Here is a 12080-nt window from a genome sequence, read left to right as displayed (position 1 = left end):
AAAAGTTAAAAGAAACCTAGTTTTTTACTTTTTACTTGATGTATCACTACTCCCCACTCCCCACTCTCCATTCCCTACTTTGTGCATCTTATGAGGAACTTAAAATGAATACAGCAGAACTATTAGTAAAGTGTTTAGAAAATGAAGGTGTAGAGTATGTTTTTGGACTGCCGGGTGAGGAAAATTTACACGTTTTAGAAGCAATCAAACACTCTACCATTAAATTTATTACGACTCGTCATGAACAAGGTGCGGCTTTTATGGCCGATGTTTATGGACGGTTAACTGGTAAAGCTGGGGTTTGTCTTTCTACCCTTGGCCCTGGGGCAACAAATTTGATGACTGGTGTGGCTGATGCTAACCTGGATGGTGCGCCTTTAGTAGCAATTACTGGGCAAGTGGGAACCGATAGAATGCACATTGAATCTCACCAATATTTAGATTTAGTGGCGATGTTTGCCCCGGTAACTAAGTGGAATAAACAGATTGTGCGACCGAGTATTACACCAGAAGTAGTCCGCAAAGCCTTCAAGCGATCACAAACCGAAAAACCCGGTGCAGTGCATATCGATTTACCAGAAAATATCGCCGCTATGTCTGTGGAAGGGAAACCTTTACAGCGCGATAAAACTGAAAAAACCTACGCATCTTTCGCCAGCATCCGCGCCGCCGCCGCGATGATTTCTCAAGCCGTCAATCCCTTAATTTTAGTTGGTAATGGTGCAATTCGTGGTCAAGCTAGTGATGCGGTAACACAATTTGCAACACAAATGAATATCCCTGTTGCTAATACATTTATGGGTAAAGGTGTAATTCCTTATACTCATCCTTTGGCATTATGGTCTGTCGGTTTACAGCAACGAGACTTTATTACCTGCGGTTTTGATAATACAGATTTAGTAATTGCGATCGGCTATGATTTAATTGAATTTTCGCCGAAAAAATGGAATCCTGAAGGTAATATTCCCATCGTACATATTAGTACATCTGCGGCAGAAATTGATAGTAGTTATGTTTGTAATGTCGAAGTTATTGGTGATATTTCCGATTCTTTGTTTGAAATCTTAAAAGTCGCAGACCGCCAAGGTAAACCAAATCCTTATGCGATTAGTTTACGCAGTGAAATTCGCGCTGATTATGAACAATATGCTAATGATGAAGGTTATCCAATTAAACCGCAAAAATTAATTTATGACTTGCGGCAAGTCATGGGGCCAGATGATATTGTAATTTCCGACGTTGGCGCACATAAAATGTGGATGGCGCGTCATTATCATTGCCATAGTCCCAATACTTGCATTATTTCTAATGGCTTTGCCGCAATGGGGATTGCGATTCCTGGTGCTTTAGCCGCTAAACTGGTGTATCCCAAGCGCAAAATTGTGGCTGTAACGGGTGACGGTGGCTTTATGATGAATTCCCAAGAATTAGAAACAGCGTTGCGCGTCGGTACTCCCTTTGTCACCTTAATCTTTAATGATGGTGGTTATGGCTTAATTGAATGGAAGCAAGAAAACCACTTTGGTAAAGGTAATTCATCTTTCGTCCATTTTGGTAATCCCGATTTTGTCAAATTAGCCGAAAGTATGGGTTTAAAAGGCTATCGCGTGGAATCTAGTCTCGATTTAATCCCGATCCTTAAAGAAGCCTTAGCGCAGGATGTACCCGCAGTTATTGATTGTCCTGTAGATTACAGAGAAAATCGCCGTTTTACTCAAAAAGCCGGTGAATTGAGTTGTGAACTGTAGTTCTGAGGACTGACACATAAAGGTTGTCTATTGAGAATGGGTGTAAGGTTTTTCCCTCCTAAACCTGCACCCTGATACAGCACTTTTGAAGTAAGTGAGGTACACCATTTACTTTTTTCAATCAGTTGCTGTACCTCATAAACAAGGCTCAAGTAGTAATACTTGAGCCTTGATAAAATTATGTAACCGAGGTGTCGGTATTTTTCAAAAAATAGCAGTAGTCAAGTTGGTAATTAGACAGCAAAAGGCTGATAATTCTGCCCTCTGTTACCTGTTACCACTTAATAGCGGTTACGGTAGCCGCCGCCACCACCGCGATTACCACCACCACCAAAGGAACCACGGTCTTCTTTAGGTCTAGCTTTATTAACTTTGAGGTCACGACCCATCCATTCAGCACCATCAAGTGCTTCAATAGCGGCTGTTTCTTCAGCATCGCTACCCATCTCTACAAAGGCAAAACCACGTAGACGACCTGTTTCACGGTCGGTAGGGATTTGAATCCGCTTTACAGAACCATATTCTGCAAAAACACTATTCAAAGCATCTTGTGTAACTTCATAAGAGAGGTTACCTACGTAAATTGACATAATTTAAATCCGAAATCGCAAGTTTGCAGAGATATTAGATTTCGGGGAGAAGTCTGTAAATACCAAAAGGAAAAGCCCATCAATACTAAAAACAAACGCTATCGCCGAATTAATTCTCACACCTCATCATGACACAAGATGTAAGTTTTAGGCAAGAAAAGAGAAAAATTGTCATAAAAAGAAATGTAACGACTTGTAAAATCTGCTGGATTCTCCATTTAACGGGAGAGTTTAGGATGAATGTAACGAGTAGGACACAAATAGTTCCTTTGAATAACAAAGAGGAACAGCTATGTTAACTAAACCAACAATTTATGGGCTAGTAGGTATACTCGCAGGTAGTGCGATTACTGCTTTATCCTTTACCTACGCTACCAGAGCCGCACAACAGCGTCTACAATCGCCTCCTTGTGCGACAAGTAGCACTATGCCACACAAAATGGCAGGAACACAGCAAGCAGATCAGAACTTCATCGAAATGATGATTCCCCACCATCAAGGCGCAGTCGAGATGGCGGATATAGCGTTGCAAAAATCTCAACGGCCAGAAATTAAACAGCTGGCTACGGCAATTAAAGCCGACCAGACCAAAGAAATTGACCAAATGAAAGCTTGGTACAAACAATGGTATGGCGCGGAAGTTCCTGCGACTCCAAGCACCGAGATGGGAAGTCATCATAGTGCAGGTCACAAAATGCCGGAAATGTCCATGCACTCAGGAATGATGGGTATGGGGATGAATTTAGAGACATTAAAAAATGCCTCTGATTTTGACAAGGAATTTATTCGTCAGATGATTCCTCACCATGAATCAGCAGTGATGATGGCCAAGATGGTAGCCAATAATGCTACACATCCTGAAATTAGGAAGTTAGCTGAAGCAATCATTAAGTCTCAAACTGCTGAAATTCAACAGATGCAGCAATGGTATCAAGCTTGGTCTAAGTAGTTTTATCATTCAAAATTCTAAATCTATGACACTCACACTTACCGTTCCCAACATGGCTTGTTCTGTTTGTGCTAACAATATCACCAATGCTGTGAAAACAGTTGATGCTGATGCGATCGTACAAGCTGATCCCGCAACTAAGCTTGTTAATGTGGAAACTCAAGCTTCTGAGGAAAAAATCAAAGATGCTTTAGCTAATGCTGGCTATCCCCCAGCTTAAGTATTACCTGGACTTACCTGTGTTGAGGCTGGGTGTAAGGGTTTTGAACACCTACACCCTTACACCCCTTACACCCCTGTCACCTGTCACCTGTCACCCGCTATTTCATCATACTTAGCGCGGACTGCCTGAATATCTTGCCACATCAACCATTTTGGGCTGCCTTTTTCTTTCGATGGGTTACGCAACAAGTAGGAAGGGTGAAAAATTGGCATACATAAATGGCCTTCCCACTCTATCCACTGGCCGCGAATTTTTGTAATTCCTTGCTTTTCGCCTGTTAATCCTTTGACGGCTGTTGCACCTGTTAACAAAATAATTTTGGGATCAATTAAGCGAATTTGTTCTAATAAATATGGGATGCAGGCTGCCATTTCATGAGGAGTAGGAACCCGATTATTTGGTGGTCTACATTTATTGATGTTACCAATGTAGACATCTTGCTCAGTAGTCAAATTCACCGATGCTAATATTTTTTCTAGTAGCTGGCCAGACCGACCAACAAATGGTAAGCCGGTTTCGTCTTCGCTTTGGCCTGGCGCTTCGCCCACAATCATGATTGGTGCTTTGAGATTACCTCGCCCTACGACAGCATTGGTGCGTGTTTGTCCTAATTCGCAACGTTGACACTGGTTGCAGTGCTGTGCCAATTCGGTCATGTTGTTGTAGGTTCCCGTCGGAATGGGAATTTTGCCATCTGTAGGAATCTGGTCTTTTTGATTGATGTTAGATTCTCCAAAGAGACTCAGTTGAATGTCGCTGCTCATGAAACTACGCTTGTTGGTTTAAGCACCTAGATTGTGTTGATTGCAGAATACTGAAATTGGCGTGAGTTCCATTGTAGCAGCGAACTTAAGACAAAAAACTATTGCCTATTGCTGATATTGCATAGCTTTGGCGTAATCACCCAAGGCATAGCAAGCAACTTTGAGGCTGGCTAGGGCTTGTTCTTCAATGCGGCGGTCTTTGATACTTCTCGCTAAGAGTAAGCGTTGTTCATAATATTGGATGGCTTGGTTATAATCTCCCAACGCTTCACAAGTTACGCCTAAACTGCCTAGAGATTGTTCTTCACTGCGTTTGTCTTTTAATTCTCTGGCTAGTTGGAGACGTTCTTGATAATAAGTCATGGCTTTGCCGTATTCATTGGTAGCATAACAAGCATTGCCTAAATTTTTGAGTACTTGAATGGCACTGCGGGGGTTGTTGAGAATGCGTGCGACTTTGACACATTGTTCGTAATAGGCGATCGCTTTGGGATAATTGTCCAAAGCATACCAAGCATTACCCAAATTTTTCAGGACTTGTTCTATACCCCAGTTATCTTGAAGTTCCTGCACCAATTTTAAGCTTTGCTCTTGATACTCGATCGCCCGTGTTAAGTTACCTGCTGCTTTGTAAACCAATCCTAAATTATTTAAGGCGGCAACTTGACTGCGCTTGTCTTGCAAGCTGCGGGTAATTTTCAAGCATTCATCTAAATATTTAATTGCTTTCTCATGCTCATTTAAGTGACGATAAGCGTTACCTAAATGGGAAAATGCCTGCATTTGTATTGATGGGTCTGGTGTCTCTTTTTTTAAAGTCAGACATTGCTTGGCATAAGTAATAGTACTTTTATAATCTCCCGAAGCGTAGGTAACTACTGCTAAAAAGCATAGCGCCTGTTCTTGTTGGGGGATATCTCCAATCACCTCAAATAACGCCAAGGATTGTTGCAAGGACTTCAAAGCCGCGATGAGTTCTCCCGCTTGTTGCTGTTGTATACCTTGACGCAATAGTTCTGCTGCTTCCCATAACTGAGTATTGCTGTTTTCCGCCAACATTGCATCAGCAGCATTTTGGTCAAATTCATGGGTAATGGTATTGCGCTTGATTGGCGTAAGGCGGGTTGTAGGCGCTGGCGTAGGAGAGGTACTGTTCAAGTTGTTTTTCCATTGACCGTCAGACATTGACCAATTCCCGTTAAATCAACTAGTAGATCAAGTGTTCCCAAAATCAATGCTGATCTCTCATAGACAGGAGTTACGCACCAAAATTGTGTATGGGGAGTGTGGGGGGTGTGGGGAGTGTGGGGAGTGTGGGGAGTGTGGGGAGTGTGGGGAGTGTGGGAGGTGTGGGGAGTGTGGGGAGTGTGGGAAGTGTGGGGAGTGTGGGGAGTGTGGGAGGTGTGGGGGGTGTGACTTGATTTTTTCGTTTTTTTGCGTAAGTCCTAATAGAAAACTATTACTGTAGTTATTGTTGGTTGAATAACAGGGTTGATGATGGAAAGAGTTTTGGAACCAGAAGTCATGGATACTTGGGAAGAAGCCATTGACTATGATGCGATGGATTTTACTGAGGTTAACACAGCTTTTGCCAAGGAAGCGATCGCTCTGGGTACAACAGCACCATGCTTAGTACTCGATGCGGGGACTGGCCCCGGTCGTATCCCGGTTCTCATTGCACAAATGTGTCCCCAATGGGGGTTGATTGCGATTGATTTAGCTCAGAATATGCTCAAAATTGCCACGCAGCATGTTCAACAAGCTGGCTTACAACAGCAAATTTCTTTGGAATTGGTGGATGCGAAACAGTTACCCTACGCAGATGCAATGTTTGATTTGGTGATTTCTAATAGCTTGGTTCACCATTTACCTGATCCTCTGCCGTTTTTCCAAGAAATCCAGCGTGTTAGTAAACCGAACGGTGGCTTGCTGATTCGTGATTTATTACGTCCAGCCGATGCAGAGACCATGAATGCTTTAGTATCCAGCATTGGCCATGACTATGATCCCCTTCAGCAAAAGTTATTTCGAGATTCTCTCCACGCTGCACTTACACTAGATGAGGTGAATCAGTTGGTGACTAGTGTCGGGTTAGCTGAAGTGAAAGTTTATCAATCAAGCGATCGCCATTGGACTATTGCACGTCATTGTAATTTATCTGTTTAAATTAAGTCAGCAACGCTTTAATTTCTACTACCCAAATTTAGCGATTCATTGGGATTTTTGTATTCCACACTTGTTCAAATTCTGCTTTAGTAATCCCAAATTCTCGAATATCTTCTTCTTGAATTGGTTTATCACATAACATTCCGTAATTGTCGGCAAAGTGGCTACTATCATAAAATAAGACATTGCCATTTTCGTAAACTTCTATTTGTCTAATCGGATATAGATCATCACCAATTTCGAGAAAGTAAGTACTAGTACCCCAAGCATCATATTCTCCTCCTAGGGTTTCATCCCAAAACCATTTACAATATTGCTTGACTTTAGTTTTTGATAAAAGCATATTTTTGCCTCCTTATATTGCCTCCTTTCAAACTCTGTTCTTTTTTACTTAAAGTTACAAAAACTAGTTTTTTGTAACTTTAAGTAAACATCTATTAATAAATTCACATTGATGACTGAAATGACTATCTATACAGCAATCATAAATGATTTATAAACATCTTTTTCTTATTTTCCTTGTCTCCCTTGTCTTTGTTGTTCAGATATCAACTAGGACTGCTATACAAGATTGAAAATTAACACTGACCAGTTTATTTTATCGTAGCACTTCCCGATTTAGTGCCATCTTCTGCGCGTATAATATCGCGCACTTCCATTAAAATTATCCCTAACATATTTTTGCCACTGCCGTCAGCGCCACAACCCCAATAATAATCAATGGGAGAATTTTCTACTATTTCGTCATTACCTGTACTGAGTAAAATTTCTCTAATATCTGTATGGGTTGTAAACTTACATAGTACTGCTTTTTTCATAATACTATCTTTGACTTGCTCCCAATCTTGACGCAAAGGACGGCTTCTTTCTCTACCCATTTTTGCGGCTTCTTTTGGAGTTTTTACCAAGCGAATTTTTTCTAAATGAAATGTTCCAACAAACTTTTGTGCTTGAAAATAATGTTCGCTTGTATACCAGTATAAATCATCCAACACAAATCCGTGATCAGAAAAGTTGGAGAAGCAACCATATTGTTCGCGGGTGCTATAAAAATAGATAGTCATCGAATTACTTGTGAAAAATCAGCTATTAGAGATTATTCATAGCATTTTCTTGGCAAATCGACAAAATTAACTCTGAAAGTAACTAAGCTTTGCACTTCAACGATGAAATTACATTTCATTAATAAAACAAAGAAATTATAGGACTCATATAGGAATCCGGTTTGATTTCTGAATTTATTTGTGTAGGTAGGGAATAGGGAATGGGGAGTCGGGAGTAGAAAAGAATCAGTACACCCAGGTCATTGCAATCTCATGATTTCAATCACTTTCACCATAAAATATTGAAACTGTTGTTATACCAAATTAAAAAATGATTGCGACAGATGGATGACTCAAAGGCTTACCGATCAACCCTTACCCAATCCACAATCTAAAATCCAAAATCCAAAATGGTATTAGATGTGTAGCCGCGACTGAAGTCGCTGGCTACAAGCTATATATAAATTTCTTAATTAATTTCAAACTTTATACTTTTCTCTTAATCTGCGATCGCCCAGCGCACATAAGGACGAGAAGCGGCTACAGTTTTGTAAGTAATTAGCTGTCCTGGTGCGTTGATGTTTCGCAAATCGACGCGAAAATATGCCTTTTTATTTTTAAACCGCACATTATAAAAAGGATATTCCTGACTTTGGGTTTGACCAATACAGTTAGCATAATTACTGCGTAAAGGTGAAACAAACTCAACAAACAGCTTATTATTAGATGCGACTAATTGAGTTGTATCGGCAAAATCTCTAGTCTCGGCAATTACAGTATGTTCTGCACCACCTTCATAAGGTAAGATTAACCACCACAAACCAACTGTTTGCGGGCAAGTACCGCTTGTGCGTTGCACTTTTAATTGTACATTGGGTTCAGCTAGTGGACTCTGTGAAGGTTGTGCTTGCGCTGTAGAGGCGATCGCACCTGCGGTAACTAAGGGGCATAAAATCCTCGCAAAAATTGTCAACTTTGCCAACTTATTCATAACTCAAAATGTTCATTGTACTAACTATTATTCATAAATTGACTCGGTAAATGTCGCAAAAGTGCCTAATTAATTTGATTTATCGCTAAGGTGTTTTCAGTTACAGTTACATCCTCAAAAACAACGCCACAATATGGTTAATTACGAATTACAAATTACGCATTCATACTACTTGCTGTCTCATGAAACCTCGAATCATTGTTTGTGGCTTAGGGCGTACAGGATATAAAATCTTTCGTCTGCTGAGACAGCAGGGCGCATTAGTTGTTGGTATTCATCACAAACCAATTGCCGGGGAATGTTCTCCAGATATTATTATTGGTAATTTACACGCGGCGGCGACTTTGACGGCGGCCGGGATTCAGCAAGCACATACGTTGGTCATTACAGCTTCGGAAGATACCTTAAATTTATCAATTATGATGCAAGCGCGAGTGTTAAATCCGCGCATTCGCATTATTAACCGCTTTTATAATACAAACTTAGGTGAAAGGCTAGATCAAACTCTCCCAGAACATTTAAGTATGAGTGTTGTGGGATTGGCTGCACCATTATTTACCTTTGCGGCTTTAGGAAATCAAGCTATAGGGCAAATCAAATTATTTGACCAAACTTGGCCTGTTCAAGAAGAATATATTGATGAAAATCATCCTTGGTTGGGGCGGAATTTAAGTGATTTGTGGGAAGAACCCGCGAGAATGCCAATTTATTATCTGCCGTTACAAGGGGAGATGAATTTAATTGATGGAGTGCTATCTGGACAAGAATTACAAGTAGGCGATCGCTTAATTGTCGCCACTCAACCGCGCATTCGTTCTACCCGCAGATCATTAATTAAAAAAGTCTTGAAAGTTTGTACCAGTTTGCGGCAGTTTCAGCAACATGGACAATCAATAGTCGTGGGCGCGTTAGTCTTAATAGCAATTATAGCGATCGCCACACTCACATATATGTCTACAGAACTGAGTTTATCTGTAGTCGATGCCCTTTATTTTTCTGTGGGGATGATTACTGGTGCAGGGGGTAATGATAAAATTGTTGAAAACGCCCCCAACAGCATCAAATTATTCACCATTGTGATTATGCTAATTGGTGCAGTGGTGATTGGTACTTGGTATGCGATGCTAACTGATTTTGTGTTAGGTAATCGCTTTAAGCAATTTTGGGACGCAGCGAGAATTCCCCAACGCCATCATTATATTGTCTGCGGTTTAAGTGGCATTGGTAGCAAAATTGTTCAGCAACTTCATAGCAGTGGTTATGAAGTTATTGTGATTGAAACCGACTCAAATAATAAATATGTCAACTCGGTGCGGGGTTTGGGGATTCCTGTAATTCAAGGTGATGCAAGTTTCCGCACCATTTTGCAAACCAGTAATGTAACTGCGGCGGCGGCGGTATTAGCTGTTACTCACAACGATGCAACTAACCTAGAAATTGCCCTTAAAACTAAAGGTTTAGCACCTAAAATTCCTGTAATTGTTCATTATGCTGACCCCGACTTTGCTAGGATGGCACAACAAGTATTTAATTTTGAAGCCGTCCTCAGTCCCGCAGAACTAGCCGCGCCAGCCTTCGCCGCCGCCGCTTTAGGTGGACGCATCCTCGGTAATGGTATCACCGCCAATAAACTATGGGTAGCCTTTGCCACACTCATTACAGCATCACATCCCTTTTGCGGTCAATTGGTGAAAGAAATCGCCATATCTGCTGACTTTGTACCGTTATATGTGGAAAGTAACAGTCAACGTGTCCAAGGTTGGCAATTACTCACAACACAATTAGACGAGGGCGATATTCTATATTTAACAATGCCCGCAAATCGTTTATATCAACTGTGGCGGGATGAGAAAGTATCGCAGACAAGTTAGAAAAAGAAAGGGTGTGGGGGTATCAGGGTGTGAGGGGGTAGGAGTTGAAGAAATGCGATCGCTCTCATTATGATTGTGATGATTGAAAGATGAAATGCGATCGCTCTCATTATAATTGTGATGGTTAAAAGATGAAATGCGATCGCTCACATTATAATTGTGATGGTTGAAAGATGAATTGCGATCGCTCTCATTGCTATTGTGAGAGTTGAAAGATGAAATGCGATCGCTCACATTATGATTGTGATGGTTAAAAGATGAAATGCGATCGCTCACATTATAATTGTGATAGTTGAAAGATGAATTGCGATCGCTCACATTATAATTGTGATAGTTGAAAGATGAATTGCGATCGCTCTCATTGCAATTGTAGGTGTAAAAATATAAATTGTAGTTGCATTTGATATGCTACAGAAGAAAGAACAAATTCAAAATTACTTGTGATTGTAGATAAAATACCAGACGAAGCAATAGTTATTCGGGGTGGACGTAATCGACCAGAAGATATTGAGCGTGGTTTTGGGACTCATCCTAGTGGAGTAACTGGAATATCTGTAGAGAGTGCGATAGGATTATCGATAGAACAGTTGGCTGCAACAATACCTCACGGACAAATTGGAGTAACATCAGTAGGCGCAGTTAGAGCTTTAGGAGGAGATGTAATTTGTACTTCTGGTAGAAGTTCCTCTCATGCAACATTAACAGGTTTAACTCCACAGCAAATTAGCAGCTTACTTACTCCTACAATTGCTAATCCAGCTAAAGCAAACTAGAAATTTTCTCACCATTTAAACGCTATGGATAAACCAAGAGTCTTTGCCGATTTTCATAATGCTGATTCTCAAGGTCGCTTGCGACTTAATTGTACTGGTACTATTGAAGATTTAGCTCGTCAAAAAATTTGGTTGCAAGATAATTTAAATTTGGTGTTGTATAGCGAAGATTTAGAAGTTGATGGAATTGTTCAATATTCTCATGAAGAAAATGTTTGGGTGGCGGTAATTGATTGGGATAATATCAGAGAGCAAGATAATATTTCAATTCCAGATATTAATCTTATATAGTAATAGTTTACTGTTCAGCCAATAATTAAGCTTATAATGAGAATTATTGACAAAGCCTCAAAATATGAGTGAAACAGCCGAAAAACTTAAAATTGAACTTTCTCGCCTGTCTGCAAAAGAACGTGCTGAAATTGCTTATTTTTTAATTCATTCTCTAGATGAAGATATAGATGATAATCTAGAAATTACTTGGGATACAGAATTAACTCAACGGTTGGAGGATATTAATTGTAAAAAAGCTATTGGGGAACCATCATCTCAAGTTTTTTCTGAGTTACGAGAAAAGTATTCGTGAAGTTTATTGTAATTCACACCGAAGCTCGAAAAGAGCTTGATGCTGCAATAGCTTACTATGAATCTCAAAAAGTAGGCTTAGGGCTTGATTTACTTGCTGAAGTAGAAAAAGTTATTCTTAAAATTCAGCAAAACCCCAATTTAGGCACTCCATATAAAATAGCAGGAATACGTCGTTATAAAATTCAACGTTTTCCTTATTTGATATTTTATACGGAGCTTGAAGAAGTGATTTGGGTGATTGCGATCGCGCATAGTAAACGCAAACCAAATTACTGGAAGCAAAGAAATATTGAAACATAATCAAAAATGTAAATTGCTATTGTGAGGGTTAAAGGATGAATTGCGATCGCCTGCAATAAAAAAACCGGGATGAA

17 protein-coding genes are annotated in these 12080 nt (G+C 40.2%); 10 read left to right on the top strand and 7 right to left on the bottom strand.

What is annotated here, in order from left to right:
* Window positions 1–104 precede the first annotated feature (104 nt).
* The gene (locus H6G79_RS28325; RefSeq protein WP_190594422.1) at window positions 105–1748 is read left to right on the top strand and encodes an acetolactate synthase large subunit; all 1644 of its coding nucleotides are present in this window, start codon (window positions 105–107) and stop codon (window positions 1746–1748) included.
* A 281-nt stretch (window positions 1749–2029) separates the two neighbouring features.
* Here the strand turns inward: H6G79_RS28325 and H6G79_RS28320 are convergent, their stop codons facing one another.
* Window positions 2030–2338, bottom strand: coding sequence for an RNA-binding protein (locus H6G79_RS28320; protein ID WP_190594421.1), 309 nt, complete (start codon window positions 2336–2338; stop codon window positions 2030–2032).
* Window positions 2339–2630: 292 nt separating this feature from the next.
* On the opposite strand from H6G79_RS28320, the gene H6G79_RS28315 reads away from it, so the two are divergent.
* Together H6G79_RS28315 and H6G79_RS28310 are read left to right on the top strand one after the other, a co-directional pair.
* Entirely contained in the window at window positions 2631–3287 is a 657-nt protein-coding gene (locus H6G79_RS28315; RefSeq protein WP_190594420.1) for a DUF305 domain-containing protein, read from the top strand.
* A gap of 25 nt (window positions 3288–3312) precedes the next feature.
* The gene (locus H6G79_RS28310; RefSeq protein ID WP_190594419.1) at window positions 3313–3507 is read left to right on the top strand and encodes a heavy-metal-associated domain-containing protein; all 195 of its coding nucleotides are present in this window, start codon (window positions 3313–3315) and stop codon (window positions 3505–3507) included.
* 86 nt (window positions 3508–3593) lie between these two features.
* Here H6G79_RS28310 and H6G79_RS28305 read toward each other — a convergent pair whose 3' ends face one another.
* Together H6G79_RS28305 and H6G79_RS28300 are read right to left on the bottom strand one after the other, a co-directional pair.
* A complete protein-coding gene (locus H6G79_RS28305) occupies window positions 3594–4274 on the bottom strand; it encodes a uracil-DNA glycosylase family protein (RefSeq protein WP_190594418.1) in 681 nt (226 codons plus the stop codon).
* 105 nt (window positions 4275–4379) lie between these two features.
* Window positions 4380–5459 carry a tetratricopeptide repeat protein gene (locus tag H6G79_RS28300; RefSeq protein ID WP_190594417.1) on the bottom strand — a complete coding sequence of 360 codons (1080 nt, stop codon included), beginning with the start codon at window positions 5457–5459 and terminating at the stop codon, window positions 4380–4382.
* Window positions 5460–5551: 92 nt separating this feature from the next.
* On the opposite strand from H6G79_RS28300, the gene H6G79_RS28295 reads away from it, so the two are divergent.
* Window positions 5552–5695, top strand: a complete 144-nt coding sequence (locus H6G79_RS28295) for a hypothetical protein (protein WP_191049381.1) — start codon at window positions 5552–5554, stop codon at window positions 5693–5695.
* Window positions 5696–5771: 76 nt separating this feature from the next.
* A complete protein-coding gene (locus tag H6G79_RS28290) occupies window positions 5772–6440 on the top strand; it encodes a class I SAM-dependent methyltransferase (protein WP_190593715.1) in 669 nt (222 codons plus the stop codon).
* 37 nt (window positions 6441–6477) lie between these two features.
* Here H6G79_RS28290 and H6G79_RS28285 read toward each other — a convergent pair whose 3' ends face one another.
* The 3 genes from H6G79_RS28285 to H6G79_RS28275 all read right to left on the bottom strand — a co-directional run bounded on the left by H6G79_RS28285 (window position 6478) and on the right by H6G79_RS28275 (window position 8474).
* Window positions 6478–6783 (bottom strand): hypothetical protein, encoded by a 306-nt coding sequence (locus H6G79_RS28285; RefSeq protein WP_190593639.1) that lies wholly within the window; start codon window positions 6781–6783, stop codon window positions 6478–6480.
* Window positions 6784–7033: 250 nt separating this feature from the next.
* On the bottom strand, window positions 7034–7504 hold the full coding sequence (locus H6G79_RS28280; RefSeq protein WP_190593641.1) for an NADAR family protein: 471 nt from the start codon (window positions 7502–7504) through the stop codon (window positions 7034–7036).
* Between the two features lie 478 nt (window positions 7505–7982).
* Window positions 7983–8474 (bottom strand): hypothetical protein, encoded by a 492-nt coding sequence (locus H6G79_RS28275; protein ID WP_190593643.1) that lies wholly within the window; start codon window positions 8472–8474, stop codon window positions 7983–7985.
* Between the two features lie 182 nt (window positions 8475–8656).
* On the opposite strand from H6G79_RS28275, the gene H6G79_RS28270 reads away from it, so the two are divergent.
* A complete protein-coding gene (locus H6G79_RS28270) occupies window positions 8657–10345 on the top strand; it encodes an NAD-binding protein (RefSeq protein WP_190593645.1) in 1689 nt (562 codons plus the stop codon).
* On the opposite strand, the gene H6G79_RS28265 is transcribed toward H6G79_RS28270, so the two are convergent.
* The gene (locus tag H6G79_RS28265) at window positions 10301–10663 is read right to left on the bottom strand and encodes a hypothetical protein (RefSeq protein ID WP_190593647.1); all 363 of its coding nucleotides are present in this window, start codon (window positions 10661–10663) and stop codon (window positions 10301–10303) included. The two genes, H6G79_RS28270 and H6G79_RS28265, sit on opposite strands and share 45 nt — an antisense overlap.
* Window positions 10664–10785: 122 nt before the next feature.
* On the opposite strand from H6G79_RS28265, the gene H6G79_RS28260 reads away from it, so the two are divergent.
* Genes H6G79_RS28260 through H6G79_RS28245 form a run of 4 tightly spaced genes read left to right on the top strand, consistent with a single transcriptional unit; the run spans window position 10786 to window position 12006 of the window.
* Window positions 10786–11118, top strand: coding sequence for a flavoredoxin (locus tag H6G79_RS28260; RefSeq protein WP_190593649.1), 333 nt, complete (start codon window positions 10786–10788; stop codon window positions 11116–11118).
* 24 nt (window positions 11119–11142) lie between these two features.
* Window positions 11143–11409, top strand: a complete 267-nt coding sequence (locus tag H6G79_RS28255; protein ID WP_015114484.1) for a hypothetical protein — start codon at window positions 11143–11145, stop codon at window positions 11407–11409.
* A 46-nt stretch (window positions 11410–11455) separates the two neighbouring features.
* On the top strand, window positions 11456–11704 hold the full coding sequence (locus tag H6G79_RS28250; protein ID WP_242048597.1) for an addiction module protein: 249 nt from the start codon (window positions 11456–11458) through the stop codon (window positions 11702–11704).
* A complete protein-coding gene (locus H6G79_RS28245; RefSeq protein WP_190593652.1) occupies window positions 11701–12006 on the top strand; it encodes a type II toxin-antitoxin system RelE/ParE family toxin in 306 nt (101 codons plus the stop codon). The genes H6G79_RS28250 and H6G79_RS28245 overlap by 4 nt, the downstream gene beginning before the upstream one ends.
* The last annotated feature ends 74 nt before the right edge of the window (window positions 12007–12080 follow it).

Source organism: Anabaena sp. FACHB-83 (assembly GCF_014697485.1).
In the GTDB taxonomy this organism is placed as follows: Bacteria; Cyanobacteriota; Cyanobacteriia; order Cyanobacteriales; family Nostocaceae; genus Nostoc_B.
The sequence above is the reverse complement of the archived record's forward strand: the minus strand, read 5'-3'. Positions and strand labels throughout refer to the sequence as shown.

Bases quoted from the DNA above. Each gene is read 5' to 3' on its own strand.
- H6G79_RS28305 (WP_190594418.1), bottom strand. From the start codon at position 4,274: ATGAGCAGCGACATTCAACTGAGTCTCTTTGGAGAATCTAACATCAAT.
- H6G79_RS28285 (WP_190593639.1), bottom strand. From the start codon at position 6,783: ATGCTTTTATCAAAAACTAAAGTCAAGCAATATTGTAAATGGTTTTGG.
- H6G79_RS28320 (WP_190594421.1), bottom strand. From the start codon at position 2,338: ATGTCAATTTACGTAGGTAACCTCTCTTATGAAGTTACACAAGATGCT.
- H6G79_RS28255 (WP_015114484.1), top strand. From the start codon at position 11,143: ATGGATAAACCAAGAGTCTTTGCCGATTTTCATAATGCTGATTCTCAA.
- H6G79_RS28275 (WP_190593643.1), bottom strand. From the start codon at position 8,474: ATGAATAAGTTGGCAAAGTTGACAATTTTTGCGAGGATTTTATGCCCC.
- H6G79_RS28290 (WP_190593715.1), top strand. From the start codon at position 5,772: ATGGAAAGAGTTTTGGAACCAGAAGTCATGGATACTTGGGAAGAAGCC.
- H6G79_RS28300 (WP_190594417.1), bottom strand. From the start codon at position 5,459: ATGTCTGACGGTCAATGGAAAAACAACTTGAACAGTACCTCTCCTACG.
- H6G79_RS28310 (WP_190594419.1), top strand. From the start codon at position 3,313: ATGACACTCACACTTACCGTTCCCAACATGGCTTGTTCTGTTTGTGCT.
- H6G79_RS28295 (WP_191049381.1), top strand. From the start codon at position 5,552: ATGGGGAGTGTGGGGGGTGTGGGGAGTGTGGGGAGTGTGGGGAGTGTG.
- H6G79_RS28270 (WP_190593645.1), top strand. From the start codon at position 8,657: ATGAAACCTCGAATCATTGTTTGTGGCTTAGGGCGTACAGGATATAAA.
- H6G79_RS28325 (WP_190594422.1), top strand. From the start codon at position 105: ATGAATACAGCAGAACTATTAGTAAAGTGTTTAGAAAATGAAGGTGTA.
- H6G79_RS28315 (WP_190594420.1), top strand. From the start codon at position 2,631: ATGTTAACTAAACCAACAATTTATGGGCTAGTAGGTATACTCGCAGGT.
- H6G79_RS28280 (WP_190593641.1), bottom strand. From the start codon at position 7,504: ATGACTATCTATTTTTATAGCACCCGCGAACAATATGGTTGCTTCTCC.